This is a genomic window from Actinophytocola sp. (assembly GCF_036002505.1).
Taxonomy (GTDB): Bacteria; Actinomycetota; Actinomycetes; order Mycobacteriales; family Pseudonocardiaceae; genus DASYTH01.
Genome location: NZ_DASYTH010000121.1, coordinates 26,609 through 51,877 on the forward strand (window position 1 = coordinate 26,609; position 25,269 = coordinate 51,877).

Annotated in this window: 22 protein-coding genes, 2 pseudogenes and 2 riboswitches; of the genes and pseudogenes, 5 read left to right on the forward strand and 19 right to left on the reverse strand. The window is 71.2% G+C overall.

The features are described 5' to 3' along the window. Positions 1-54 precede the first annotated feature (54 nt). Entirely contained in the window at positions 55-651 is a 597-nt protein-coding gene (locus VGR06_RS09995; protein WP_327558712.1) for a LysE family translocator, read from the forward strand. Here VGR06_RS09995 and VGR06_RS10000 read toward each other — a convergent pair. The 8 genes and pseudogenes from VGR06_RS10000 to egtA all read right to left on the reverse strand — a co-directional run bounded on the left by VGR06_RS10000 (position 648) and on the right by egtA (position 10,578). Further along, positions 648-2,207: an alpha/beta fold hydrolase gene (locus tag VGR06_RS10000; protein WP_327558713.1), complete on the reverse strand. Its 1,560-nt coding sequence runs from the start codon at positions 2,205-2,207 to the stop codon at positions 648-650. The genes VGR06_RS09995 and VGR06_RS10000 overlap by 4 nt on opposite strands. A gap of 78 nt (positions 2,208-2,285) precedes the next feature. Next, positions 2,286-3,905, reverse strand: a complete 1,620-nt coding sequence (locus VGR06_RS10005; RefSeq protein ID WP_327558714.1) for an alpha/beta hydrolase — start codon at positions 3,903-3,905, stop codon at positions 2,286-2,288. Between the two features lie 126 nt (positions 3,906-4,031). Further along, a complete protein-coding gene (locus VGR06_RS10010) occupies positions 4,032-5,477 on the reverse strand; it encodes a cytochrome P450 (RefSeq protein ID WP_327558715.1) in 1,446 nt (481 codons plus the stop codon). A gap of 12 nt (positions 5,478-5,489) precedes the next feature. Beyond that, positions 5,490-6,092 (reverse strand): TetR/AcrR family transcriptional regulator, encoded by a 603-nt coding sequence (locus VGR06_RS10015; RefSeq protein WP_327558716.1) that lies wholly within the window; start codon positions 6,090-6,092, stop codon positions 5,490-5,492. 179 nt (positions 6,093-6,271) lie between these two features. Then, entirely contained in the window at positions 6,272-7,249 is a 978-nt protein-coding gene (gene egtD / locus VGR06_RS10020; protein ID WP_414637217.1) for an L-histidine N(alpha)-methyltransferase, read from the reverse strand. A gap of 51 nt (positions 7,250-7,300) precedes the next feature. Further along, a pseudogene (gene egtC / locus VGR06_RS10025) lies at positions 7,301-8,002 on the reverse strand (ergothioneine biosynthesis protein EgtC); the annotation flags it as partial. Positions 8,003-8,005: 3 nt separating this feature from the next. Next, positions 8,006-9,337: an ergothioneine biosynthesis protein EgtB gene (gene egtB / locus VGR06_RS10030; protein ID WP_327558717.1), complete on the reverse strand. Its 1,332-nt coding sequence runs from the start codon at positions 9,335-9,337 to the stop codon at positions 8,006-8,008. Next, complete coding sequence (gene egtA / locus VGR06_RS10035) at positions 9,334-10,578, reverse strand: ergothioneine biosynthesis glutamate--cysteine ligase EgtA (RefSeq protein ID WP_414637218.1); 1,245 nt, start codon at positions 10,576-10,578, stop codon at positions 9,334-9,336. Before egtA ends, egtB begins: the two co-directional genes overlap by 4 nt. A 152-nt stretch (positions 10,579-10,730) precedes the next feature. On the opposite strand from egtA, the gene VGR06_RS10040 reads away from it, so the two are divergent. The 3 genes from VGR06_RS10040 (at position 10,731) to VGR06_RS10050 (ending at position 13,893) form a co-directional block, all read left to right on the forward strand. Beyond that, positions 10,731-11,351 carry a helix-turn-helix domain-containing protein gene (locus VGR06_RS10040; protein ID WP_327558718.1) on the forward strand — a complete coding sequence of 207 codons (621 nt, stop codon included), beginning with the start codon at positions 10,731-10,733 and terminating at the stop codon, positions 11,349-11,351. A gap of 64 nt (positions 11,352-11,415) precedes the next feature. Then, positions 11,416-12,729: a hemolysin family protein gene (locus tag VGR06_RS10045; protein WP_327558719.1), complete on the forward strand. Its 1,314-nt coding sequence runs from the start codon at positions 11,416-11,418 to the stop codon at positions 12,727-12,729. Between the two features lie 108 nt (positions 12,730-12,837). Then, positions 12,838-13,893: a hemolysin family protein gene (locus tag VGR06_RS10050; RefSeq protein WP_327558720.1), complete on the forward strand. Its 1,056-nt coding sequence runs from the start codon at positions 12,838-12,840 to the stop codon at positions 13,891-13,893. Between the two features lie 136 nt (positions 13,894-14,029). On the opposite strand, the gene VGR06_RS10055 is transcribed toward VGR06_RS10050, so the two are convergent. After that, positions 14,030-14,854, reverse strand: a complete 825-nt coding sequence (locus tag VGR06_RS10055; RefSeq protein ID WP_327558721.1) for an aldo/keto reductase — start codon at positions 14,852-14,854, stop codon at positions 14,030-14,032. Between the two features lie 195 nt (positions 14,855-15,049). Beyond that, positions 15,050-15,757 (reverse strand): WHG domain-containing protein, encoded by a 708-nt coding sequence (locus VGR06_RS10060; RefSeq protein WP_327558722.1) that lies wholly within the window; start codon positions 15,755-15,757, stop codon positions 15,050-15,052. Between the two features lie 112 nt (positions 15,758-15,869). Here VGR06_RS10060 and VGR06_RS10065 point away from each other — a divergent pair, with 112 nt between their 5' ends. Next, entirely contained in the window at positions 15,870-16,769 is a 900-nt protein-coding gene (locus VGR06_RS10065) for an NAD-dependent epimerase (protein ID WP_327558723.1), read from the forward strand. On the opposite strand, the pseudogene VGR06_RS10070 reads toward VGR06_RS10065, so the two are convergent. The 9 genes and pseudogenes from VGR06_RS10070 to VGR06_RS10110 all read right to left on the reverse strand — a co-directional run bounded on the left by VGR06_RS10070 (position 16,766) and on the right by VGR06_RS10110 (position 25,084). After that, a pseudogene (locus tag VGR06_RS10070) lies at positions 16,766-17,681 on the reverse strand (phosphorothioated DNA-binding restriction endonuclease). The gene VGR06_RS10065 and the pseudogene VGR06_RS10070 sit on opposite strands and share 4 nt — an antisense overlap. 2 nt (positions 17,682-17,683) lie before the next feature. Beyond that, complete coding sequence (gene gcvP, locus VGR06_RS10075) at positions 17,684-20,557, reverse strand: aminomethyl-transferring glycine dehydrogenase (RefSeq protein WP_327558725.1); 2,874 nt, start codon at positions 20,555-20,557, stop codon at positions 17,684-17,686. Positions 20,558-20,610: 53 nt separating this feature from the next. Continuing rightward, positions 20,611-20,722, reverse strand: a riboswitch (glycine riboswitch). After that, positions 20,723-20,812: riboswitch (glycine riboswitch) on the reverse strand. It lies immediately after the preceding riboswitch. A 36-nt stretch (positions 20,813-20,848) separates the two neighbouring features. Then, positions 20,849-21,412: a MerR family transcriptional regulator gene (locus tag VGR06_RS10080; protein WP_327558726.1), complete on the reverse strand. Its 564-nt coding sequence runs from the start codon at positions 21,410-21,412 to the stop codon at positions 20,849-20,851. 310 nt (positions 21,413-21,722) lie between these two features. Next, positions 21,723-22,196 carry a bifunctional nuclease family protein gene (locus VGR06_RS10085; RefSeq protein WP_091447592.1) on the reverse strand — a complete coding sequence of 158 codons (474 nt, stop codon included), beginning with the start codon at positions 22,194-22,196 and terminating at the stop codon, positions 21,723-21,725. Positions 22,197-22,344: 148 nt separating this feature from the next. After that, positions 22,345-23,067, reverse strand: a complete 723-nt coding sequence (locus tag VGR06_RS10090; protein ID WP_327558727.1) for a MerR family transcriptional regulator — start codon at positions 23,065-23,067, stop codon at positions 22,345-22,347. Positions 23,068-23,076: 9 nt separating this feature from the next. After that, the gene (garA, locus tag VGR06_RS10095; RefSeq protein WP_327558728.1) at positions 23,077-23,532 is read right to left on the reverse strand and encodes a glycogen accumulation regulator GarA; all 456 of its coding nucleotides are present in this window, start codon (positions 23,530-23,532) and stop codon (positions 23,077-23,079) included. Between the two features lie 124 nt (positions 23,533-23,656). Further along, a complete protein-coding gene (gene gcvH / locus VGR06_RS10100) occupies positions 23,657-24,040 on the reverse strand; it encodes a glycine cleavage system protein GcvH (protein ID WP_327558729.1) in 384 nt (127 codons plus the stop codon). 180 nt (positions 24,041-24,220) lie between these two features. After that, positions 24,221-24,850: a CDP-alcohol phosphatidyltransferase family protein gene (locus tag VGR06_RS10105; RefSeq protein WP_327558730.1), complete on the reverse strand. Its 630-nt coding sequence runs from the start codon at positions 24,848-24,850 to the stop codon at positions 24,221-24,223. Positions 24,851-24,871: 21 nt separating this feature from the next. Then, positions 24,872-25,084 (reverse strand): hypothetical protein, encoded by a 213-nt coding sequence (locus VGR06_RS10110; protein ID WP_327558731.1) that lies wholly within the window; start codon positions 25,082-25,084, stop codon positions 24,872-24,874. Positions 25,085-25,269: the final 185 nt, after the last annotated feature.

The window sequence follows — 25,269 nt, forward strand, 5'->3', positions numbered from 1 at the left end:
CCGCACCGAAGGAGCCGGAGCCACCGCACCCGCCACCACCGAACCAACATTCACATGACCACGCTCATCTGGTCCTTGCTGCTCTTCGCCACCATCGCCGTGGTAACCCCGGGCGCCAACAACCTTCTCGCCGCCGCCAGCGGAGCGCGGTTCGGGCTCCGCCGCAGTGCACCCCTGCTGGTGGGGATCTTCGTCTCCGTGCTGACGGTGGTCGCCATCTCCGCGGCCGGACTCGGCGGCGTCGTCACGTCCCTGCCAACACTGCAACTCGCGCTTCGGGTGGCCGGCACCGCCTACGTCGTCTGGCTGGCTTACCGGATCTCCCGCAGCACCCGGCCGGACACCATCGACGACGAGGCGGACACACTCCCCGGCTTCTGGGCCGGCGTGCTCATCACGACCGTGAACCCCAAAGCGTGGACCATGGCCTTCAGCGCCGCCGCGGGCTACTCGAAGATCTCCGCCAACCCGCTCATCCTGGCGGCCACACTCGGGGCCGTGTTCGCCATCGTGCTCGCACCGAACCTGATCCTGTGGTACACCGGCGGACAGTTCCTCACCCGGATTCTGAACACCGACCGGCAATGGCGGATCCTCAACGCGTTCCTGGCCCTCCTCCTCGTGGTGTCGGTAGCACCGATGTGGCTCTAGAACGGCTGCACGTCGGGCTGGCAGACCGTGCCAGGTCCGGGCAGGCGCAACTCCAGCAGGTACGTGCTGGCGATGTCGCCGGTGCAGGTGCTCCGGCCGAGAATCGTGTGCCCGAAGGCGTCCACACCGACCAGGCGGCTGTTGCCGAGCTCGCCGGCGAGTCTCTCGGAGAACGCGAACGGCGTGGCCGGGTCGTAGAAGTTTCCGAACAGCAGCACGGGATTCGGCGTGCGGCGGTGCCACGGTCCACTGTAGACATCCCGGTGCCCGAGGGGCGCGTACACGCAGCCGGCCGGGTTGGCCCAGGCGTACAGCCGGCCGAACGTGGGCAGTTGCCGCTCCCACCGGTCGGCGAGCGGGGAGATCTGGTTCGGCCGGATACGGTACGGCTCGTCGGTGCAGCTGACCGCCGGGTTCACGTCGGTGCCCGTGTAGGGCGTGTCCTGCGCCAGGTGCGGCCGGACGTCGGGCTTGCCGAGCAGGGTGCGCACGGCCCGGGTGTCCACCGGCGCCGGCGGGTGCAGCACGTCGTACAACTCCTGCAGGGCCCGCGCCATCGGGGCCAGGGCCGCCGCCTGGAACACCCCGGCGCCCACGATGGCGTCGACGAATGTTTCGAAGGTCACCACGGTGCCGTCCGGCAGCGTGATGGGGCCGACGCCGCGCAGGTGGGCGCGCAACTCGTCGTACTTCGCCCGCGGGTCACCGGCGCTGAAGGCGCAGGCGGTCCCGGCCGCTGCGCAACGCCGGAGAAACGCGTCGACGGCGAGCTCGAACCCGCCCGCGCGCTGCCGCATGTACTCCAGACCGTCGTGCGTGCGCAGGTCCGGGTCGATGTTGGCGTCCAGCACGATCGCCCGCGACCGGTCCGGGAACAGGTTCACGTAGGTCGCACCAATCATCGTGCCGTAGGACAGGCCGACGTAGTTGAGCGTCACGTCGCCCACCGCGGCACGCAGCCGGTCCAGGTCGAGGGCGACGTTCTTGGTGCTCATCTCGTCGAGCAGGGGTCCGGCGAACCGGTCACAGAAACCCCAGTAGTCCCGCAGCGCGTCGAGTGTCTGCCGCTCCTCCTGCGGGGTGAGTGGGATCAGCAGCTCCAGCCGGGCGAACACCGCGTCGGCGTCCTCCTCGGTGAGGAAGCAGCGCAGCGGGGTGCTGCGGGCGACGCCGCGCGGGTCGAACCCGATGAGGTCGAACCGGTCCGCCACGCGCTGCTGGAGGAACCGGGTTGGGATGGTCGGCAGCCGGTAGCCGCTGACCCCCGGGCCGCCCGGGTTGAGGAACAGCGAGCCGATCCGGTGCGCCTGGTCGTTGGCGGACCGGCGCATCAGGGCGAGCGTGATCGAGCCGCGGTCCGGGTGGTCGTAGTCCAGCGGCACCACGTAGGTGGTACAGCTGAACCGGAACCGCTCCTCGGGCGGCACGGTGGCGATCTCCGCCAGGGCGCACGGACCCCAGGAGATCGCCGCTGCCGGTTGGGCCGCGGCCGGCGCCGGCACGGCGAGTGTGGCCCCGATGAGGGCCGCCACGGCGGCAAGTGACCGGACTGGCACGGGAACTCCCCTTCCCGAGTGTGTGGTGAATGCGTCCTTCCGCACGCCGGGCGTGCGGAAGGACGCATTCACCGCCTTTTATGCCTGGGAACGGTCCGCGGCGTTGCGGTTCACGCCGGGGATGAACGGGAACGGCGGCACGTTCGGCGGGCAGACCGTGCCCGGGCCGGGCAGGCGCAGCTCCAGCAGGTAGTTGCTGGCGATGTTGTCGGCGCACGTGCTGAACCCGAGGATGGTGTGCCCGAACGAGTCGGCGCTGACCAGGAACCCGTTGCGCAGCTCACGCGCCATCCGCCGGGAGAACTCGTACTGCGTGGCCGGGTCGTAGAAGTTTCCGTACACCAGCACCGCGTTCGGCGTGCGGCGGTTCCACGGCCCGGTGTAGGCGTCTCGGCGGTCGAGCGGCCAGGTCGCGCAGATGGCCGGGTCGGACCAGGCCTGGTTCCGGCCGAACGTGGCCATCTCCTGCTCCCACCGGTCGGCGATCTGCGGGATCTGGTTCAGCCGGGTGCGGAACGGCTTGTCGGTGCAGTTGACCGCGGGGTACGAGTCGTCGGCCAGATACGGGGTGTCGCCCCGGCCGTCCCGCCTGGCGAGCGTGGTCTTGCTCAGCACCGTCTGCACGCTCTGGCTGGACACGGCCGCCCGCTGTGCGGCCGCCGGCGGGTGGATCACGTCGAAGAGCCCCTGGAGGGCCTCGGCGAGCGCGGCCAGCGCGGTCAGGTCGTACAGCGTGCCGGCGACCCCGTTGACGAACGAGCCGATGTCGACCACCGTGCCGTCCGGCAACGTGATCGGACCGACGTTGCGCAGGTACGTGCGCAGCTCGTCGAACTTCGCCCGCGGGCTGCCGTCGCTGAACGCGCACGCCACGCCGACCGCGTCGCAGCGCGACAGGAACGCGTCGAGCGCGATCTCGAAGCCGTTGGTGCGCTGGTGGTCGTACTCGAGACCGTCGTGCAGCCGCAGGTCCGGGTCGACGTTGCCGTCGAGGATGATCGCCCGGGAGCGCTGCGGGAACAGGTTCACGTAGGTGGCACCGAGCAGCGTGCCGTAGGAGAAGCCCAGGTAGTTGAGCTGGGCGTCACCCACCGCGGCCCGCAGCACGTCCAGGTCGCGGGCCACGTTGACGGTGCCCATCTCCTCCAGCAGCGGACCGGCGAACCGGTCGCAGAACCGGCTGTAGTCGCGCAGGGCGTCCTGCGCCGACCGCTCCTGCTGCCGGGTGATCGGCAGCAGCGGGATCCGGCCGAACACCGCGTTGGCGTCCTCCTGGGTGGCGAAGCAGCGCAGCGGGGTGCTGCGGGCGACCCCGCGCGGGTCGAACCCGATGAGGTCGAACCGGTCCAGCACCCGCTGCTGGACGATCAACCCACCGATGGTGGGCAGCCGGTACCCGCTGCCGCCCGGCCCGCCCGGGTTGAGGAACAGCGAGCCGATCCGGTTCGCCTGGTCGTTCGCGGTCCGGCGCATGAGCGCCAGGTTGATCGAGCCGCGGTTCGGGTGGTCGTAGTCAAGCGGCACCACATAGTTGGCGCAGCTGAACTTCGACTGGTCCGCCGGCGGCACGTTGGCGATGTCGCCCGGGGCGCACGGGCCCCAGGAGACCGGCGCGGCGGCCGCCGTGCTGGTGTCCGCGACGTCGGGTTGCGCCGCGGCCACACCGGCCGGCACCACGGTGCCGACAAGCGCCGCCACGAGAATGGCATGCCGAAGTAGACGTGATCTTGATCCACTAGCCACGGGAGTGCCCCTTCTCCCCGGGTGAAGCGACCTGATGTCGCTGCAGACCCGATGAGACTCACACCATCGTGGGTTTGTCGGCTACGTCCGTTCGTATGACTGGTGCCGGAGCGTGATGGGAAGGTCATCCTTCGGGAACGGCAGCGACGTGAAGCCCCACCGTGGCTCGTAGTCGGCGGGGAAGCTCCACTCGTGGTGCCGCAGCAGGGCGTCCAGCACGGTCTTCACCTCGAGCGTGCCGAAGTGCATGCCGATGCACTTGTGCACGCCGCCGCCGAACGGAAGCCAGGCGTAGCGGTGCGACTTGTCCTCACGGCGCGGCTCGTCGAACCGGGAAGGGTCGAACCGCAGCGGATCCGTCCAGTACTCGGGCATCAGGTGGTTGACCCAGGTGCCGAGCACGATCTGGGTGCCGGCCGGGAGGTAGTGGCCGAGCACCTCGGTGTCCTTGACGGTGCGCCGGACCGGGCCGGGCACCGGCGGCACCAGCCGCAGCGTCTCCTTGACCACGAGGTCGAGGGTGCGCAGCCGGTTCAGGCCGGCAAGGTCGAGCGGGGCGTCGCCGCGGGCAAGCGACTCGGCCCGGGCCCGCTCCTGCCATTCCGGGTGCCTGCCGAGGAAGTACGCGGCGGCCGTGGCGGTGATCGTCGAGGTGTCGTGTGCGGCCATGATCAGGAAGATCATGTGGTCGACCACGCCGGTGTCGGTGAACCGCTCGCCGTCCTCGGTCTGCGCCTGGCAGAGCGCGGTGAACAGGTCCTCCCCGGCGCCGGCCCGCTTGGCCGGCAGCATCCGGGTGAAGTACTCCTCCAGCACCGCGCGGCCGCGCAGGCCCGCGTGCCACTTCCCGCCCGGCACGCCGAACCGCAGGATCGCGGTGCCGGCGTGGGTGCAGGCCAGGAACGCGCGTGCCAGCCGGCGACGCTCGGCGCCGACCTCGGCGGCCATGAACACCTCGGCGGCGATGTCCAGGGAGAGCTGCTTGATCGTCGGGTAGAGCGGGAAAGCCTTGTCCCGCAGCCAGTTCCGCACGGTGTGCCCGGTCAGCTCGGTGATCGTGCCGAAGTACCCGGCCAGCCGGTCGCCGGTGAACGCCTGCTGCATGATCCGGCGGTGCGCCAGGTGCTCCTCGAAGTCCATGAGCATGAGACCGCGCCGGAAGAACGGGCCGATGAAGAACTCCCAGCCGTGGCCGAACGCCTTGTCCTTGTTGACGTACACGATCTGCATGGCGTCCGGGCCGGCGATGTGCACCATCGGCACGCCGAACATCTGCACCCAGCCGACCGGCCCGAGCTGGCGGAACTTCAGCTGCTCGAACGCCGGCCCGTAGCGCAGCGACTCGAGGACGTGCCCGAGCCAGGGCAGCCCGCGCTCACCGGGCACCGGCTTGAGCCCGCTGCCGGGCGGCGGCGCGGCGAGGTCCCGCGGCCGGTCCGGGATGTGCCGCAGCAGCCGGTCGGTGAGCCCGTCCCGGGGAATGTCGACGAACCCCCGGTACTCGCGGGTCGCGTGGGTCACGGCCATGGCAACCTCCGTCTACAGCAGGGCGTCGATCTGGGCCCGGGCCAGCGCCCGGGTCGGCTCGTCGTCGGCGGCGGGCAGCACCCCGCCCGGGGTGAGCACCAGCGAGTGCGCGATCCGCACCATGATCTCGGCTGCCTGATCCGGGTCCGCCGGGCCGAACTCGCCGGCCGCGACGCCCTGCCGGATGTGCTCGGCGAGGTAGGCACGCGCGATCGCGATCACCGGCGCGCCGTCGACGGTGATGTACGGCAGCACGTCGTGCGGCTCGGTGGCGAGCAGCCGGCTGAGCAGCGGGTGATCGCGCACGCCGGCGACCCCGCCGACGAACCCCTCGACCAGTCGCTCACGCACGGTCGGCGCGGCCGCGATCCGCCGGTCCAGCCCGTCCAGGAACCGGCGCAGCTCGTGCAGCAGCGCGGCCCGCACCAGGTCGCTCTTCTGCGGGAACCGGCGGTACACGGTCGCCCGGCCGAGCCGCGCCGCCCGGGCGATGTCGTCCATGGTGGCGCGCCGGATGCCCAGGTTCTCGAACGTCGCCACGGCGGCGTCGAGGATCTGGCGCGTGGTGCCATCGGCCTCGTCCCGGCCGCGCACCCGATCCAGCAGTGCCCGCATGTGAGACGACGATACGGATATCGTCTCACCGCCACAAGCGCTCGCCATGTTGGCCTCTGGCGTCGCCGTGTTGGCGGGTGACGTCGCCGTGTTGGCACCTCGCGCGGTTCGACGCGAGGCGGTCGGCAAACACAGCAACGTGACCGGCCAACACAACGACGTGAGGAGCCAACATATGGTCAGCCAGCGGCGCGGGAGAGGGAGACGCCGAACCTCCCCTCAGCATCGGTCCACCAGTGCTCCAGGGCGAAGCCGGCGGCGGTGAGCTCCTCGTCGACGCGTTCCCGGCGGAACTTGGCCGAGATCTCGGTGTGCAGTTCCTCGCCCGCGGCGAACTCGACCTCCATGTCGAGGCCGGCGATGCGGGCCCGCACCGGGCGGACCGCGCGCAGCCGCATCTCGATCCACTCGTTGTCCGGGTCCCAGAGCGCGACGTGGGCGAACGCGTCGAGGTCGAAGTTCGCGGACAGCTCGCGGTTGAGCACGCGCAGCACGTTGCGGTTGAACTCGGCGGTCACCCCGGCGGCGTCGTCGTAGGCGCGGACCAGCGTGCCCGCGTCCTTGACCAGGTCGGTGCCGAGCAGCAGCCACTCCCCCGGCTCGAGGACGTCGCGCACCGAGCCGAGGAACTTGGCCCGCTCGTCCGGGAGCAGGTTGCCGATCGTGCCACCGAGGAACGCGACCAGCCGCGGCGGCTCGCCGGGCAGCAGGCCGAGGTGCTCGGTGAAGTCGCCGACCACACCGTGCACGGCGGCGGACGGGTACTCGGCGTGCAGCGCGGCCGAGGCCTCCCGCAGCGCCGACTCGGACACGTCCAGCGCGACGATCTGCCGCAGGGTTCCATTGTCCCGCAACGCGTTCAGCAGCAGCCTGGTCTTCTCCGAGGACCCCGAGCCGAGCTCCACCAGGGTGTGCGCGCCGGTGACCGCGGCGATCTCGCCGGACCGCGCGGCCAGAATCTCCCGCTCCGCGCGGGTCGGGTAGTACTCCGGCAGCCGGGTGATCTCCTCGAACAGCTCGCTGCCGTTCGCGTCGTAGAACCACTTGGGCGGCAGCATCTTCGGCGACGTGGCGAGCCCGCGCCGGACGTCGGCGGCCAGCGAGCGGGCGGCGTGGTCCTCCGGCAGGTGCACCTCGATCACCGGCTCGGTCGGGATGAGCGGCCGGGTGCGCACCACCGGGCGCCCCTGGCCGTCGAGCGTCGCCGTCACCAGCGTGTGATCGTCCACAGTGGACCACCGAGCGTCGTCGTCCCACGGCTCGGAGGCCACCACCACCGCGTCCGAAGTGGACAGCACGGACAGCGAGTGCCACCATCGGGTCGCGGCCAGCACCCGGCCGTCGGTCAGCAGCAGGTTCAGCCGGGAGCCGGGCGCCGCCTCGGCCACCCGCAGCGTCACCGTGGCCACCGCCTCGGCGGCCGAGTCACCGGCCCGCAGCCGGTCGCGCACCAGCGCCCAGAGCAGCGCGCTGTCCGTCGGCGCGTCCAGCGTGATCAGAACGACCACCGGCAGCCGCTCGGCGAGGCCAGCCACGCTCTGCGGCCAGCCGGCGATCCTGCCGTTGTGGCTGAACAGCCAGGAACCGTCGGTGAACGGTGCGCACGCGGTCTCCACGCCGGGCATGCCGACGGTGGCCGAGCGCACCGCGGCCAGCACCGCGCGGCTGGAGGTCACCTCGGCCACCGAGGCGAATCCGGTGTCCGTCCACATCGGAACCGGACGCCGGTAGCGGACCGGGCCGGTGTCCTTGGCGGGGAACCAGCCGACGCCGAAACCGTCCACGTTGACCGCGCCGCCGCCGCGCATGTCGGCCGGCTCCCAGGTCTGGCGCAGCAGCGAGTGCGGCTTGTCGAACAGCAACTCGGGCAGCCGCGTCTCCGGCCCGAGATAGGCAAGATGCCGGCACATCGGCTATCCCCTCTCGTCCGGTGCGGCGTCGCGGGCGCACCGGAAGCCGGCGAAGATCTGCCGCCGGATCGGGTAGTCCCAGTTGCGGAACGTGCTCCGGCAGGCCACCGGGTCGGTGCCGAACGAGCCGCCGCGCAGCACCTTGTACTCCGGGCCGAAGAACACCTCGGAGTACTCCTTGTACGGGAACACCGCGAAGCCCGGGTACCCGGTGAAGTCGGTGCTGGTCCACTCCCACACGTCGCCGATGAGCTGGTGCACCCCCAACGGCGACACCCCGGCCGGGTAGGCCCCCACCGGCGCCGGCGACAGGTGCCGCTGCCCCAGGTTCGCCTGCTCGGGACCGGGTTCCTCGTCGCCCCAAGGGAAACGGCGGGAGCGGCCGGTGGCCGGGTCGTACCGGGCCGCCTTCTCCCACTCCGTCTCGGTGGGCAGCCGCCGGCCCGCCCAGGCCGCGTAGGCCGCCGCCTCGTGGAAGCACACGTGCACGACCGGTTCGTCCGGCGGCAGCTGCTCGACCACGCCGAACCGGGTGCGCAGCCAGCCGTCGCCGTCGCGCAGCCAGAACCGCGGCGCGGTCAGACCGGCGTGCTGCCGGTAGGCCCAGCCGTCCTCGGACCACCAGCGCGGGTCGTCATAGCCGCCGGCGGCGATGAACCGGGCGTACGCGGCGTTCGTGACCGGCGTGGTGTCGATCATGAACGCGTCGACGTGCGCGGTGTGCGCCGGCCGCTCGTTGTCCAGCGCCCACGGCTCGGTGGAGGTGCCCATGGTGAACGGGCCGCCGGGCACCAGCACCTCGGCGGCGCGTGGCGGGCCGGCCGAGCCGGGCGGCGGCGGCGCGGTGAGCACCGGGGGTCCGACCCGGAGCTGGTGGGTGGCGAGCATCGTCTCGTCGTGCTGCTGCTCGTGCTGGGCGATCATGCCGAACGCGAAGGCGTTGTCCACCAGCCGCCGGCCCTCCAGCGGCGTGCGCTCGAGCACGTCGAGCACCTTGTCCCGGACCTCGCGGACGTAGCCGCGGGCCTCGGTGGGCGAGAGCAGCGGCAGCGCCGGCCGGTTCGCCCGGGGATGCTGGAACGCGTCGTACAGCTCGTCGATGTCGCGGCGGACCGGCTCGCGGCCGCCGACGTCGCGTACCAGCCAGAGCTCCTCCTGGTTGCCGATGTGGGCGAGGTCCCACACCAGCGGCGACATCAGCTTCGAGTGCTGCCGCACCAGGTCGTCGTCGTCAACGGCGTCGGTCAGCGCGACGCTGCGGTCCCGCGCACGGCGCAGCGCCGCGGCGACCCGCTCACGAAGTGCCTCGGTCGTCTGAGCTTCGGCGATGGTCATCGGGGAGTCCCTCCGTTGCTTGTGGCCCGGTGCAGAACCCGGTCGAGGTCATGGGCGATCGGCTCGGCTACCTCCTTGGTGAGGCCGGTGTCCGGCAGTCTTTGGATGCCCAGTTCGAGCACCCGCCTGGCCACCGCGGCGACCGGGCTGTCGGCCAGCCCGTGCCGGGCCGCCGGCAGCCAGCGGCCGGCCACCGGCCGGCACAGCTCCACCACTTCGTCCACAGTGGACTGTCTGGCCATGAGCGCGGCCAGCAGCGCCACCGGCACGACCCAGTTCCCGCCCTCCTGCGCGTCCAGGTAGCGCACCTCGAGGTAGCCGTGCGGGCGGACCGGCGGGAACATCGTGGACACGTGGTACTCCAGGTCGTCCACGGTCGGCGGGTCGGGCAGCGCGCCGGCCATCCAGTCGGCGAACGTGACGCCCGGCGGCGCGTCCCAGCAGTCACCCGGCCCGCGCAGGCACAGCAGCGGCGTGTCCAGCACCCGGCGGGCCCAGTCCGCGGCCGGGTCGGCGGTGATCGCCGACGGGCTGCTGCGCACCGGGTCCACCCCGAGCACCGCGCGCAGCCGGGACGACGCCCAGCCGGTCGGATTTCCTTGCAGCTGCGGGGAGTTGGCGAACGACGCGACCAGCACCGGACCCAGCGCGGTGACCGCGGCGAACCGGCTGGCCAGCGCCTCCGGCTGGCCGGCGTCCACACACACCTGCAGGGCCGCCGTGCAGCACATCATCGTGACGCCGTGCGGACCGACCTGGGCGAAGGCACGCTCCATCGCCGCGTAGCGCGGAGTGTCCAGAACGCGTCGCGGGGATCGGTGTGGATCGGTGCCTCGGTGACCGAGTACGAGACCCTCCGCGGCCAGCAGTCGGATGAGAGAGCCGAGGTCGGCCGTGACGCTGTCGAACAGCTCGGCCAGGGTGGCTCGGGGAAGCGCGGAGATCTCGACCTGCCCCCCTGGTTCCAGCGTGAGCGGGGAACCCGCGGGGAGCGGAAGTTGCGGACTGTCAGGGACGAGCGTGCGTGGGGCGTGTGGACCAAGGGCGGCGGCCAGTTTCTCGGGATCGAGTGGCCGCCTCGGATCGTCCTCGTGATGGACGGTCCATTCCAACTCGACGCCGAGCAGCTTCGGCGGCCCGTGCTTGAAGCAGACCGACGCGACGTACGCCTCGGCCTCCACCCGGTCACGCAGGCGCCGCCGGCCAGGCTCGGCGATGCCCGGGTCACGAACTGCGGTCAGGGTCAACACCCCCTCCTTGGCTCGAATTCGAAGCTACACGCGCCCACCGACAATCACCGAACTGCGAGCGTGCGTTGGGTAGGTCAGGTGGTGTTCGACGCAGTACGGACGTACGGATTGCCCTGAATGAGGCGTCCTGACACGATCGTGAGATGCCCCGGGTAAGCCAGGACCACCTCGACGCCCGGCGCCGTCAGATCCTCGACGGCGCCCGCGCCTGCTTCGCCCGCCACGGCTACGAGGGCGCCACCGTACGGCGGCTCGAGGAGGCCACGGGCCTGTCCCGCGGCGCGATCTTCCACCACTTCCGGGACAAGGAGTCGCTGTTCCTCGCGCTCGCCGAGGACGAGGCGCACCGGATGGCCGAGGTCGTCGCCGAGCACGGCCTGGTCCAGGTCATGCGCGACCTGCTGGCCACCCTGGGCGGCGGCGAGCACCCGGCGGACTGGCTGGGCACCCGGCTGGAGGTGTCCCGGCGGCTGCGCACCGACCCGGAGTTCCGGGCGCGCTGGGCGGAACGCTCCCGCGAGCTCACCGCCGCCACCCGGCAGCGCCTGCTGCGCCAGCGCGACGCCGGCAAGCTCCGCGACGACGTGGACGTCGGCGTGCTGACCGCGTTCCTCGAGCTGGTGCTGGAGGGCCTGGTCTCGCACCTGGCCATGGGCCTGCCCGCGGACGACCTGGACCCGGTGCTGGACCTGGTCGAGGCCAGCGTCCGCCGGCACCGCCGGTCCGCGGCCACCGCCGAGGGCCTGTCCGCCAACGCGCCCTGACACCGGCCATCTACACTACTTAGGGTCCCCTTGCGACCAGTGATCTTGAGGAGTTGAGCCCGCGGTGACCGGTGCGGTCCTCAGCGTGCTCGGTCTGGTCGCGGTCGTGGCGCTGACGTTCGGCACGGCCTTGTTCGTGGCCGCCGAGTTCTCCCTCACCACGCTCGAACGAAGCCAGGTCGACCTGCACGTCGAGCGGGTCGGCGACCGCAAGGCCCGGCACATCCAGCGGGCCCACCGGACGCTCTCCTTCCAGCTCTCCGGCGCGCAGCTGGGCATCACGATCACCACGCTGATCACCGGCTACATCGCCGAGCCGGCCATCGCGCACCTGATCGAGCCGGTGCTCACCGCGGTCGGACTGCCCGGCGGCGCGGCCGTCCCCATCGCGCTCACCGTCGCCCTGCTGCTGGCCACGGCGCTGTCCATGGTGATCGGCGAGCTGCTGCCGAAGAACCTGGCCATCGCCCGGCCGCTGCAGACCGCCCGCGCGGTCGCCGGGCTGCAGGTCGGGTTCTCCTCGGTGTTCCGCTGGCTGATCAAGGGGTTGAACGGCTCGGCGAACTGGATCGTGCGCCGGCTCGGGGTCGAGCCGGCCGAGGAACTGCGCTCGGCCCGCTCCCCGGAGGAGCTCGGCTCGCTGGTCCGGTCCAGCGCCGAGCACGGCACGCTGGACGTGGGCACGGCCACCCTGCTGGACCGGTCGCTGCGGTTCGGCGACCGCACCGCCGACGAGCTGATGACTCCCCGGGTGCAGGTGGAGGCGCTGCGCGCGGACGCCACCGTGCTCGACCTCGTGGCGCTCGCCGGGCGGACCGGGTTCTCCCGGTTCCCGGTGCACGGCGGCGATCTCGACGACGTCCGCGGCGTGGTGCACGTCAAGCAGGTGTTCAGCGTGCCGACCGAGCGCCGGGCCGCGACCACCGTGGACGAGCTCGCTCTGCCGGTGCTCACGGTTCCGGAAAGCCTGGACGGGGACACGTTGCTGGAGCGGCTGCGCGGCTCGAGCCTGCAGGTGGCGCTCGTGGTCGACGAGTACGGCGGGACGGCCGGGCTGGTCACGCTCGAGGACCTGGTGGAGGAGATCGTCGGCGACGTGCGGGACGAGCACGACCGGCGGGAGACCAGCCCGGTGCGGCCGCTCGGCCAGGACAGCTGGATCGTCTCCGGGCTGCTGCGCGACGACGAGGTCGCCGAGGCCACCGGGTTCCGCATGCCCGAAGGCGACTACGAGACGCTGGCCGGGCTGGTGCTGACCCGGCTCGGCCGGATCCCCGACGCCGGCGACGAGATCCAGGTGGACGGCTGGCTGATCACGGTGCTGCGGATGGACCGCCACCGGATCGCCGAGCTCCGGGTGGCAAAGGGGGACACATGAGGCGGGCGGCTTCGCGGCCGTCATGTGTCCTGAAGGCGGCCTTCGGCACACTCAACGCCCCGAAGGCCGCCTTCAGGGCACTTCACCGAGCTTGCGAGATGCCGGCAGATGGCTGACGCGCTCGCCTTGCTGGCCACGCTGCTTCTGTTGCTGGGCAACGGGTTCTTCGTCGGCGCCGAGTTCGCGATCATCACCGCGCGGCGGGACCGGCTGGAGGGGCTGGTCGAGGACGGGCAGCGGCGGGCCCGGGTGGTGATCGAGGCCGGCCGCCAGCTGCCGCTGCTGATCGCCGGCGCCCAGCTCGGCATCACGGTGTGCTCGCTGGGGCTGGGCGCGCTGGCCGAGCCGGTGGTCGCGGGGTTGCTGGAGCGGCCGTTCGAGCGGCTGGGGATTCCCGCGGCGGTGCTGCACGGCGTGGCGTTCGCGCTGGCGTTGGCGATCGTGGTGGCGCTGCACACGGTGATCGGCGAGATGGTGCCGAAGAACCTGGCCATCGCCGGACCGGAGCGGGCGGCGATGCTGCTGGTGCCGCCGCACTACGCGTTCTGCAAGCTGGTGCGGCCGGTGCTGCGGTTGTTCACCGCCGTCGCCCAGGGGGTGCTGCGGCGGATGGGCGTGGAGCCCAAGGACGAGCTGGAGAGCGCCTACACGCCCGACGAGCTGGCCACGCTGATCGCCGAGTCGCGGCGGGAGGGGCTGCTGGAGCCGGCCGAGCACCGCCGGCTGACGAAGACCCTGTCCACCACCGGACGCACGGTGGCCGACGTGGTGGTGCCGCTGGCCTCGGTGCGGACCGTGCCGGCGAACCCGACCACCGGCGACGTGGCGGCGGCGGTGACCGACACCGGGTTCTCCCGGTTCCCGGTGCGGACCGCGGACGGCCGGCTCAACGGCTACCTGCACGTGAAGGACGTGCTCGACCTGGCCGGCGAGGATCCGTCCACTCCGGTCCCCCGGTCGCGGATCCGGGTGTTGCCGCAGCTGCCGGCGGGGAGCCGGCTCGACGACGCGCTGACGGCGTTGCGCCGGGCCCGCAGCCACCTGGCCACGGCCGTCGGTCCGGACCGGACGGTGCTGGGCGTCGTCGCGTTGGAGGATCTGGTCGAGGAGTACGTCGGCACGGTCCGCGACGGCACCCACACCGGCAACGGCCTTCCGTCCTGAGTGGACTATGCCTGCCTCGCACCGACCAACCGCACCTCAGGGGACCGTGACGGCAACCAGCCACAATCAACCTGCCATCCGCTGCGTTCCCCGGAACGCAACGACCGCATCAAAATTCCGGAGAGGCGGAGTAGCCCTAGTCGAACGTGTCGGGGTCGAGACCGGTGCGCCGGCCGGTGTTCAGCTCGGCCAGCGTCGCCAGGTCGTCCGGGGCCAGCTCGAAGTCGAAAACGTCGATGTTCTCCCGGATTCGGCTCGGTGTCACCGACTTCGGGATCGGCACGACGCCCTGCTCGAGGTGCCAGCGCAGCACGATCTGGGCCGGCGTCCGGTCGTACTTCTGGGCGAGGCCCGTGATCGTCGGGTCGCGCAGCAGCTTGCCGCGGGCCAGCGGGCTCCATGCCTGCGTGACGATGCCGTGCCGGGCGTGGAACGCGCGCAGCTCGTCCTGCGGCAGGTTCGGGTGCAGCTCGATCTGGTTCACCGCGGGGACGACGTCGGTCTGGTCGAGCAGCCGGCGCAGGTGCGAGATGTGGAAGTTGGACACGCCGATCGAGCGCGCCCGGCCGTCCGCGCGCAGCTTCTCGAACGCCTTCCAGGTCTCGACGTACCGCGGGCGCTGCGGGGTCGGCCAGTGGATCAGGTACAGGTCCAGGTAGTCCAGCCGGAGCCGGCGCAGGCTCTCGTCGAACGCCCGGAGCGCGGCGTCGTAACCCTGGTCGCTGTTCCACAGCTTGGTCGTGACGAACAGCTCCGCGCGCGGCACCGCGGCGTCGGCGACCGCGTCCCCGACGCCGGACTCGTTGCGGTACAAGGCGGCCGTGTCGATGCTGCGGTACCCGGCGGCGATCGCGGTGTGCACCACCGAGGCCACCGTCTCGTTCGGCACCTGCCACACGCCGAGGCCCAGCTGCGGCAGGCGCGCACCGTCGTTGAGCGTGACGCTGGGCACGGTGCTCATGGCCACCTCACTTCCGCGGACGAACTACCGCGATCTTGTCAGTCCGGTCTGGCATGCCGCCCTGACCCACCCGCGAGTTCGACACTCAGGACCGCGAGTTCGACGTTGGGGACCGCGAGTTCGGCGTTCGTGTCGGTACGACTCGGTTGCCGGACGATACGACTCGCGTGCTGGAACGTACGACTCGCCGCAAGGTCAGCGCAGGCCGATGAAGGTGGCCATGGCGCGGGTCTGGTAGTGGAACCAGTCGTCGCGTTCGTCGATGGTGTTGTCGATGCGGCCGAACAGTTCGAAGCTGATGGCGCCGAAGAGCTCGGTCCAGGCGATCATGCCGCGGGCCATGATGGACGGGGGGATCTTGGCTCCGATGTGGACGGACAGCACGGCGATCTCGCGGCGGAGCGGGTTGCGGACCGGGGGGGAGCCGGCCTCGGTGAGCATCCCGGCTTCGTAGGCGTCGGCGAGGATGGCGCCCAGCACCACGACCGGCCGGGTGGCGGGCCCGACGGTGTCCCGGGGGGCCGCGTAGCCGGGCACCGGGCTGCCGTAGATCAACGCGTACTCGTGCGGCTGGGCCAGGGACCATGCCCGCAGCGCGTTCGCCACCGCGTGCCACCGGGCGAGCACGTCCGAGCGGTTCGACACGTTCGCGTCCGCGGTCTCGGCTGCCTCACCCATCGAGTCGTACGCGTCGATGATCAACGCGGTGAGCAGCTCGTCGCGGCTGGGGAAGTACCGGTACAGCGCTGAGGAGACCATCCCCATGTCCCGGGACACGGCGCGCAGGGACAGGGCCGCTCCTTCGTTCGCCACGTGCCGGCGGGCCACGTTCTTGATCTCGTCGATCATCTCCGCGCGGACCCGGGCCCGGATGGAGCCGGCGGCGGGTGTCTTCTCGGTCATGAAGCAGATTGTTGCACACATTCGAGAGCACTGCTCTTGACAGCGAGCACCTGAACCGAGACTATGGATTCGAAGCGAGAGCACTGATCTCAATCGAGAGAAGGGAACACAGATGGCCCTCCACACCATCGTCGGCGCCGGTCCGGTCGGCACCGCCACCGCGACGCTGCTGGCCGAGCGCGGCGACAAGGTCCGGATCATCACCCGCCGCGGCTCCGGGCCCGAGCACCCCGCCGTCGAGCGGATCGCCGCGGACGCCACCGACGCCGACCGGCTCACCGAGCTCGCCCAGGGTGCCGTCGCGCTCTACAACTGCGTGAGCCCGCTCTACCACCGCTGGCAGACCGACTGGCCGCCACTCGGCGCCGCGCTGCTGACCGCGGCCGAGCGCAGCGGCGCCGTGCTCACCGTGACCAGCAACCTCTACGGCTACGTGCCCGAGAACGGTCTGATCACCGACACGACGCCGCTCGCCGCGACCCACTGGAAGCTTCGGTTCCGCGCGGACATGTGGCGCGAGGCGCTCGCCCGGCACGAAGCCGGCCGGATCCGGATGACCGAGGTGCGCGGCAGCGACTACCTGGAAGACAACTCGATCTTCAGCGTGGCGCTGGCCAAACCGCTGCTCGCCGGCAAGCGGGCCTACACGCCCACCCCGCTGGACGTGCCGCACAGCTGGACGGCGGTCGCGGACGTGGCCCGCACGCTGGTCACCGTGGCCGCCGACGACCGGGCCTGGGGCCGCGCCTGGCTCGTGCCGACCAACCCCCCGAAGACCGTCCGCCAACTCGCCACCCGGTTCGCCGAGGTCCGCGGCCTGCGCACGGCCAAGGTGAGCACGGTCCCCTACCCGCTGCTCTGGTCACTCGGCCTGGTCAACCCGATGATGCGCGAGCTGCGTACCACCCGCTACCAGTTCACCAAGCCGTTCATCCTCGACTCCTCGCTCACCGAGCGCACCTTCGACCTGGCCCCGACCAACCTCGACGTCACCCTCAAGCAGATCGCCTAACCGTGCTCCGCGGTGAGGGGCTCGCCCTTGAAGACCTCCGTGCGATGCCAGACGAGATGGAGCTCAGCGGGCGTGGTCGTCCCGGGTCGGGGTCGGAGCCGGCGGCCATGGAGGTCGTAGACCGCGCGGCCGGCCGGAGTTCGGGCGGTGAACGTGGTCGACACCTGGATGCCGAGGTCGAGGGTGAGCCCGAGCACGCCGAGGTCGAAGAGCTTGTGGTGCAAGGCGCACAAGGCGAGGCCGTTGTCCAGGGAGTCCGGTCCGTCGAGGGCGAACCGGCGGACGTGGGCCGCGCCGAGCCCGACCGACGCGTTCATGATCTGCCCGTCGTACCCGCAGAATGCGCACTGCCGATCCCAGGCCTGCATGATCTCGGCACGCCACGAGGCGTCCCGCCGCCGGGCCTTCGACGCGCCGCCGTCGCCCGGAACGGCCGGGCCGCTGAGCACGGCGTCGGGATCGAGACCCACCGCGGCGAGCACATCGGGAGCGACGGTGTCCGGAAAGCTGGCGGTGACCAGGCTGCGTGCGGCCAGGCTGAGCGGGTCGGGGTCGCGGGCGAGTTGCCGCTCGAGCCCGGCGTCCAGCCGGCCGACGACGCCGAGATCGGCGAGTTGCTGCTTCTGGTCGTCCGGCACGGAGTGATCCAGCGTCCAGACGCCATCTCTCCGGAGCCGGGTGAACGGGTATGCCGCACGTTGGACGGGGCCGATCCGGGAGACCGGGGCGAACTCTCCGATCAGTGCGGCAAGGCGTTCCGACGTTGCCGACCACGCCAACTCTCTCGTGCCGGTGTTGGCCCAGCGCGAGCAGGGCGAGCAGCGGCTTGTGCGGAGAACGACGACCGTTCTGCTGGTGCTGGCGCAGGGACGCGAACCGCCGCAGTACCTCGGCCGCGTCCGGATCACTCATGATCAGCTCTGGTACGCCTCGATGGGCGGGCAGGAGCAGATCAGGTTCCGGTCGCCCTTGGCGCCGTCGATGCGGCGCACCGGCGGCCAGACCTTTGTGGACGATGGGCCGAGCGGGAACGCGGCCTCGTCGCGGGTGTAGGGGTGGTCCCACTTTCCGGCGATCGAGGCGGCCGTGTGCGGGGCGTTGTGCAGGGGGTTGTCCTCGGGCGGCCACTCCCCCTGGCGCACCCGCTCGATCTCGGCGTGGATGGCGATCATGGCGTCGCAGAAGCGATCCAGCTCGGCGAGGTCCTCACTTTCGGTCGGCTCCACCATGAGCGTGCCGGCCACCGGGAAGGACATCGTGGGGGCGTGCAGGCCGTAGTCGGCGAGGCGCTTGGCCACGTCGTCGACGGTGATCCCGGTGGCCTTGGTGATCGGGCGCAGATCGAGGATGCACTCGTGCGCGACGAAGCCGCCGACGCCGGTGTAGAGCACCGGGAAGTGCTGGTTTAGCCGGCGCGCGACGTAGTTGGCCGCAGCGACGGCGGTCAGCGTGGCCCGGCGCAGTCCGTCCGCACCCATCATCCGGACATAGGCCCAGGAGATCGGCAGGATGGAGGCGCTCCCCCACGGCGCCGCGCTGATCGGGCCGACGCCGGTGGCCGGGCCGGCCTCGGGCTGCAGCGGGTGGTTGGGCAGGAACGGCGCCAGGTGCGCGCGCACCCCGATCGGCCCGACCCCGGGCCCACCGCCGCCGTGCGGAATGCAGAACGTCTTGTGCAGGTTGAGATGCGACACGTCCGCGCCGAACTTCCCGAAGCGCGCCAAGCCGATCAGCGCGTTGAGATTCGCACCGTCCACATAGACCTGTCCACCCGCGTCGTGGACCAGACCACACACCTCGCGCACGGTGTCCTCGTACACCCCGTGCGTGGACGGGTAGGTGATCATGATCGCGGCCAGGTCGGTGCGATGTTCGTCCACAGTGGACCGAAGGTGGTCGAGGTCGATGTTGCCGGCGTCGTCGCACTTCACCACGACGACCCGCATCCCGGCCATCACCGCGCTCGCCGCGTTGGTGCCGTGCGCGCTGGCCGGGATCAGGCACACGTCCCGCCGGCCCTGCCCGAGGCTGTGGTGGTAGGCGCGGATCGCCAGCAGCCCGGCGAACTCTCCCTGGCTGCCCGCGTTCGGCTGCAGGCTGACCGCGTCGTACCCGGTCAGCTCGGCCAGCCAGCGCTCGAGGTCGGCCACCACGGCGAGCATCCCGGCGGCGTCCGCGGCCGGGGCGAACGGGTGCAGCTCGGCGAACTCCGGCCAGGTGACCGGCTCCATCTCCGCGGTGGCGTTCAGCTTCATCGTGCACGACCCCAGCGGGATCATGCTCCGGTCCAGCGCGACATCCTTGTCCGACAACGCACGCAGGTACCGCAGCAGCGCCGTCTCCGACCGGTGCGCGGAGAACACCGGGTGCGTCAGGTACTCCGAGGTCCGGACCAGCCCGGCCGGCACGCTGTCCGAAGTGGACACATCGAGGAGATCCGCGTCGGCCACCACTCCGAACGCCCGCCACACCAAGGAAAGGTGCGCGCGGGTGGTCGGCTCGGCACAGGCGATCCCGACATGGTCGGCGTCGGCCAGTCGCAGGTTCACCCCGAGCTCCCGGGCCGCGGCCACCACCGCGGCCGCCCGCCCCGGCACCCGCGCCAGCACCGTGTCGAAGAAGTGCTCGTGCACCACCTCGACACCGCCCGCGCGCAGCCCGGCGGCGAGCACCGCGGCCATCCGGTGCACCCGGGTCGCGATCGCCCGCAACCCGTCCGGCCCGTGGTACACCGCGTACATCGACGCCATCACCGCGAGCAGCACCTGGGCGGTGCAGATGTTGCTGGTCGCCTTCTCCCGGCGGATGTGCTGCTCCCGGGTCTGCAGCGCCAGCCGGTAGGCCATCGCGCCGTCCGCGTCGGTGCTGACCCCGACCAGGCGCCCGGGCAGCTGCCGCTCCAGCCCCTGCCGCACGGCGAGGAAACCGGCGTGCGGCCCGCCGAAGCCGATCGGCACGCCGAACCGCTGAGTGGAGCCGACCGCCGCGTCCGCACCGATCTCGCCCGGCGGGCGCAGCAGCGTCAGCCCCAGAATGTCGGCGGCCACCACGACCTGGGCGCCCCGCTCGTGCGCGGCCGCGACCAGCGATTCATGATCACGAACGGCACCCGAGGCGCCCGGGTACGCCAGCAGCACGCCGAAGAACTCGTCGTCCGGCAGCCCGCCGGTCAGGTCCGCCACCACGACCCGGATGCCCAGCGGCTCGGCCCGGGTCTCGATCACGGCGATGGTCTGCGGGAACGTGTCCGCGTCCACCAGGAACCGGTTGGACTTCGACCGGCTGGCCCGGCGCAGCAGTGTCATCGCCTCGGCCGCGGCCGTCGACTCGTCCAGCATCGAGGCGTTGGCCACCGGCAGCCGCGTCAAGTCACCGACCATGGTCTGAAAATTGAGCAACGCCTCAAGCCGGCCCTGCGAGATCTCGGGCTGGTACGGCGTGTACGCGGTGTACCAGGCCGGGCTCTCCAGCACATTGCGGCGGATGACCGGGGGCGTGGTCGTGCCGTGGTAACCGAGGCCGATCATCTGGACCATTTGTCGGTTCCGGGCCGACAGCGCCCGCAGCTCGGCCAGCGACTCCGCCTCGGTGGCCGGCGCGGGCAGGTCGACGGTGAACCCACGGTCCCGGATCGACTCCGGCACGGCGCGCAGGGCCAGCTCGTCGAGCGACCCGACGCCGATCACGTCGAGCATCCGCGCCATTTCCGCCGGGCGCGGACCGATGTGCCGGTCGGCGAAGGGGGTGCCGTGCTCGAGTGCGGCGAGGGAAATACGGTCCCGCGTCATAGGTAGCGCCTCCGGTGTGCAAGGTCAGGCCCGCGGGCGGCCACCCGCGACCCTCCCCCTCTGTCCGTGCCCGCACGACAACGGGCGCCTGAGAGCTTCGCCCAGCACGCTGGACTTGCACCTTCGGCGGGGTCATCGACGCCGACGACCCGCTTTCCAGAGGCGTCTCACCCGACGGTCCTGATGCCTGAGAGGTTCCGGGGAGGGGTTGCTCCTTCGGCGCCGAGCTGACTCGGACTCTCCCGCGCGGGTTCCACGACTACACCGCGAAGAGTACCCGCCCGACACTCATCAACCGACGTGGCGCGCCTTACGGCGGGCGGAGAGTTCGTCCTCGGTCATCGGCTCCACGGTGCCGCCGTCGGCGCGCTCGACCGGGAACTCGTGGATGGTGCCGTTGATCTCCCGGATGGGCCCGCTGAGCGCGATGCCGAACACGCCCTGGCCGCCCTGGAGCAGGTCGACGACCTCCTCCGGTGAGGCGCACTCGTAGACCGTGGTGCCGTCGCTGAACAGCGTGATGTTGGCCAGGTCCTTCACCCCGCGGCGGCGCAGGTACTGCACGGCGACCCGGATGTTCTGCAGCGAGATGCCGGCGTCCAGCAGGCGCTTGACCACCTTGAGGACGAGCACGTCCTTGAACGAGTAGAGCCGCTGCGACCCGGAGCCCTGCGCGCTGCGGATGCTCGGCGCGACCAGGCTGGTACGCGCCCAGTAGTCGAGCTGGCGGTAGGTGATCCCGGCGATCTGGCACGCCGCCGGCCCCCGGTAGCCGAGCAGTTCGTCCTGGGACGAGTCGTCCGGGAACAACTCACCCTGCTCGCCGACCGCCCCGACCGGCCCTTGCTCGATCACGCGTGCCTCCCCGCGGTGGACCCCCAGAACCCAGAATCACATCCTGGCGATTCGCTCACCTTCGACGGTAAGTCTGCCGGACGACCCGGTCAACGCGACTCGCGGGCAAACGACCCTAAACCTCAGCTTCAGGTCCACCGTTACGCCAGACGGCCTATCGCACGTTTTACCTGTTCAGCAACCACACGCGGGGGTCCGGGGGGCGGAGCCCCGCCGGCCGGGGGTCTGGGGGCTTGGCCCCCAGAAAACACAGGTAAGGCCGCCCCAGGCGAGCGCTCTCCGCGAGCACACCTCGCCCCTCACCGCGGCCTTACGTATCGGCTCCGCGGAAGTCTTCCGGGGAGACGGAGTCGAGGAACTCGCGGAACTTCTCGACCTCGTCCTCCTGCTCGTCCGGGATGATCAACCCGGCCTCCTGGAGCACGGAGTCCTCGGCGTGGATGGGGACGCCGATGCGCAGGGCCAGCGCCACCGAGTCGCTGGGGCGGGCGGAGACGCGCACGTCGCCGTCGAACACGAGCTCGGCGAAGAACGTGCCCTCGCGGAGGTCGGTGATGCGCACCTGCTCCAGCTCCCGGCCGAGCGCGCCGATGACGTCCTTGAGCAGGTCGTGGGTCAGCGGCCGAGCGGGCCGGACTCCCTGCTGTTCCAAGGCGATCGCAGTGGCCTCGACCGAGCCGATCCAGATGGGGAGGTACCGCTCACCCTCGGTCTCGCGGAGCAACAGGATGGGCTGGTTGGCAGGCAGCTCCACCCGCACGCCCACGACCCGCATCTCGCTCATCGGGTTCGCCTCCCTCCGCCGCGTTCTCGACGATATCGCCTCATGTTTGAGGATCGCTCATCGCTGGCTTCGACGCTACCCGCCATCCGGTCACGACGCTTGCATTATCTCGAGGCGATCCCGGTCACGTCGCGGCCACGGAGCGGAGTTACCCACCGGTGACGCGCCGAAGCCCGGCCTTAACCAGCAACGTATGCAGCGTCACCGACAATGCCGCCAGCTCCCGCACCACCTCCTCCGCGCGCCCGCGCGAGTCCGGGTCCGGATGCCGGTACAGCGGCGCCACGATCTGCTCCAGCAGACCGACCTCGCGCTCGGCCGAGGCGCGGAACGCCCGCAGGTGCCGCGGCTCGATGCCGTACCGCGCCAAGGAGTTCACCGTGGTCGCCACGGTCGCGGACAGCGAGTCGTAGAAACCGGCCGGCCCCGGCCGGATCAGCCCGTACTGCTCGAGCTCGGCCAGCGTCGCGGCGTCGATGCCGGACCGCTCCAGCAGCTCCTCCCGGGTCATCCGGATCTCGGCGTGCTCGGCGAACGCCGCCGCCGTCGGCAGGCCGTGCTCGACCGGCACCGACACCAGGCCGCGCGGCGGCCGCACCGGGCCGGCACCGTCCGCCGCGTCCAGCTGCTCCTTGATCACCTTGAGCGGCAGGTAGTGGTCACGCTGGGCGGACAGCACGAACCGCAACCGTTCCACGTCGGCGAGCGTGAACTGCCGGTAGCCGGACGGGGTTCGGGCCGGGCAGACCAACCCTTCGGACTCCAGAAAGCGGATCTTGGAGATGGTGACGTCGGGAAACTGGGGCCGGAGCCGCGCCAGCACGGCCCCGATGCTCAACCCGTCGCGTTCCGGCTTCCCCGCGGCCGTCACGTCCGCGCCCTAGGAGCCCGATGCCGGACCGGTGAGGAACACCAGGCGGAACTTGCCGATCTGCACCTCGTCGCCGCCGGCCAGCACCGCCTGGTCGACCGGCTCCCGGTTGACGTAGGTGCCGTTCAGGCTGCCCACGTCGATCACCACGAACTCGCCGCCCTCGCGGCGGAACTCCGCGTGCCGCCGGGACACCGTGACGTCGTCGAGGAAGATGTCGCTGTCCGGGTGCCGCCCGGCGCTCGTGGTGTCGCGGTCGAGCAGGAACCGGGAACCGGCGTTCGGGCCGCGCTTGACCACCAGCAGTGCCGAACCCGCCGGGAGGGCGTCGACCCCGGCCACCGAGGGCTCGGGCGCGGCGGGAGCCTCGGTGCCCTCGACCTCGGCGAGGAAGTCGGCCCTGAAGACGGATGTCCGCTCCGGAGACTGCTCCGGCGGGACGCCGGGCCCGTCGTTGGTGCTCACCTGAGGTCTCCTCCTGCTGCTGACCCTTGTATCTACACTGGCGCTACGCCATCGAGCTGATAGAGAGTTACTGTGCAACGTACCCTGCGCGATCAGCCCCGCAGATGGTGCCTCCCCCCAGGCCTCAGGCCTTGTCGATGACGGCGTCGTAGGCCTCCGCGTCGAGCAGTCCGTCGAGCGCGTCCGGGTCCGTGCCGGTCAGTTCGAAGATCCACCCCGCGCCGTACGGGTCGCTGTTGATCAGCTCCGGCTGGTCGTCCAGCGCCTCGTTGACGGCGCTCACCTCCCCGGAGACCGGGGCGTAGATCTCCGAGACGCTCTTGGTGGACTCCACCTCCCCCGCCGGGGCACCGGCGTCGACCTTCTGACCCACCTCGGGCAGCTGGACGAAGACGACCTCACCGAGCTGTTCCTGGGCGTAGTCGGTGATGCCGACGCGCACCCGGCCGCCCTCCGTGGCGGCGACCCACTCGTGCTCCTCGGTGTACTTGAGATCCTCCGGTGTCACCTGCGTTTCCTTCCCGCGGGCCGATTGTCGAGCGGAAGCTTAGAGGGCCCGTCCGCGCAACGCCGACGGTGTCCAACCAGACGAGGGACATTCAAAAGCCGCGCTCAGCGAGCCTGATACGCGTCGGGTAGCTGGTCGGTCACCGGCCGACCGCTCGGGCAGGCCTCCGGCCTACCCTCGCTAGTCGGACCGAACACCGCTCGGTGACCCGCCGTCGCTAGTCGGGTTTTGAATGGCCCTCAGGGTCTGGATCACATACAGCAGTCCGGACCAGACGAACAGCAGCGAGCCCCAGATGGTGAACGCGTAGCCGACCGGCCGGGCGACGGTGGCCGCCGCGGAGGCGCCCTGGGCGAGCAGGAGCAGGGGAAACGCGTACAGCAGCGCGAAGGTGGCGGCCTTGCCGATGTAGGTGACCTCGGGCGGGGCGAAGCCGGCCCGGCGCAGCACCGCGAGGCAGCCGGCGACCAGCACGTCCCGGCCGACCAGCACGGCCGCCACCCACCACGGCACGATCCCGCGGATCACGAAGGCGACGACCGTGGCCAGCGTGTAGAGCCGGTCGGCGGCCGGGTCGAGGAGGCTCCCCAGCCGGCTGGTCTGGTTGAGCCAGCGGGCGAGCTTGCCGTCCAGCCAGTCGGTGATCCCGCTGGCGGTCAGCACCACCAGGGCCCAGCCGTCCGCCCGCGGCCCGAGCAGCAGCCACAGGAACAGTGGCACTCCGGCCAGCCGGATGACGCTGAGCAGGTTCGGCACGGTCAGCAACCGGTCGGGTCGCTCCGCACCGCGTACCTCCGCCGCCTGCGCCATGCGGCGAGACTACTTCGAGGTTCAGCTCGCCCGGCGGGTCCGGCTCCAGCCGCGGCGGTGCAGATCCTCATTGGTCAGCGAGATGGGCCGGCCCCGGTCGTCCACACCCATCCAGCGCGCCCGGCCCTGGGTGTCCTCCAGGACGTACGCGTGCCCCCTGCTCCACACCACGCTGCACGGCGCGGTGGGCAGCCCGTCGTCGGAACCCGTATCCGTGTCTTCCTGTGTGCTCATCATGTGCTTCCCCTACCTCCATGAGGGGTGTCGTTCGAATTCCCGGTGCGTTAGCGGCTATGCGATGGTGTTCCGTTTAACAGTTCACAACCGTGGCCACCGGGGAGACGCGCGTCATTTACGCGGATGACACCGGGCGGCAACCCCGGGTAACGATTGCTGTCGGGTGGGACCGTGAGGTGCTG

Bases quoted from the DNA above. Each gene is read 5' to 3' on its own strand.
- gcvP (WP_327558725.1), bottom strand. From the start codon at position 20,557: ATGACGCGGGACCGTATTTCCCTCGCCGCACTCGAGCACGGCACCCCC.
- VGR06_RS10065 (WP_327558723.1), top strand. From the start codon at position 15,870: ATGGCCCTCCACACCATCGTCGGCGCCGGTCCGGTCGGCACCGCCACC.
- VGR06_RS10105 (WP_327558730.1), bottom strand. From the start codon at position 24,850: ATGGCGCAGGCGGCGGAGGTACGCGGTGCGGAGCGACCCGACCGGTTG.
- VGR06_RS10110 (WP_327558731.1), bottom strand. From the start codon at position 25,084: ATGAGCACACAGGAAGACACGGATACGGGTTCCGACGACGGGCTGCCC.
- VGR06_RS10060 (WP_327558722.1), bottom strand. From the start codon at position 15,757: ATGACCGAGAAGACACCCGCCGCCGGCTCCATCCGGGCCCGGGTCCGC.
- VGR06_RS10010 (WP_327558715.1), bottom strand. From the start codon at position 5,477: ATGGCCGTGACCCACGCGACCCGCGAGTACCGGGGGTTCGTCGACATT.
- VGR06_RS09995 (WP_327558712.1), top strand. From the start codon at position 55: ATGACCACGCTCATCTGGTCCTTGCTGCTCTTCGCCACCATCGCCGTG.
- egtB (WP_327558717.1), bottom strand. From the start codon at position 9,337: ATGACCATCGCCGAAGCTCAGACGACCGAGGCACTTCGTGAGCGGGTC.
- VGR06_RS10055 (WP_327558721.1), bottom strand. From the start codon at position 14,854: ATGAGCACCGTGCCCAGCGTCACGCTCAACGACGGTGCGCGCCTGCCG.
- VGR06_RS10050 (WP_327558720.1), top strand. From the start codon at position 12,838: ATGGCTGACGCGCTCGCCTTGCTGGCCACGCTGCTTCTGTTGCTGGGC.
- VGR06_RS10040 (WP_327558718.1), top strand. From the start codon at position 10,731: ATGCCCCGGGTAAGCCAGGACCACCTCGACGCCCGGCGCCGTCAGATC.
- VGR06_RS10015 (WP_327558716.1), bottom strand. From the start codon at position 6,092: ATGCGGGCACTGCTGGATCGGGTGCGCGGCCGGGACGAGGCCGATGGC.
- VGR06_RS10085 (WP_091447592.1), bottom strand. From the start codon at position 22,196: ATGAGCGAGATGCGGGTCGTGGGCGTGCGGGTGGAGCTGCCTGCCAAC.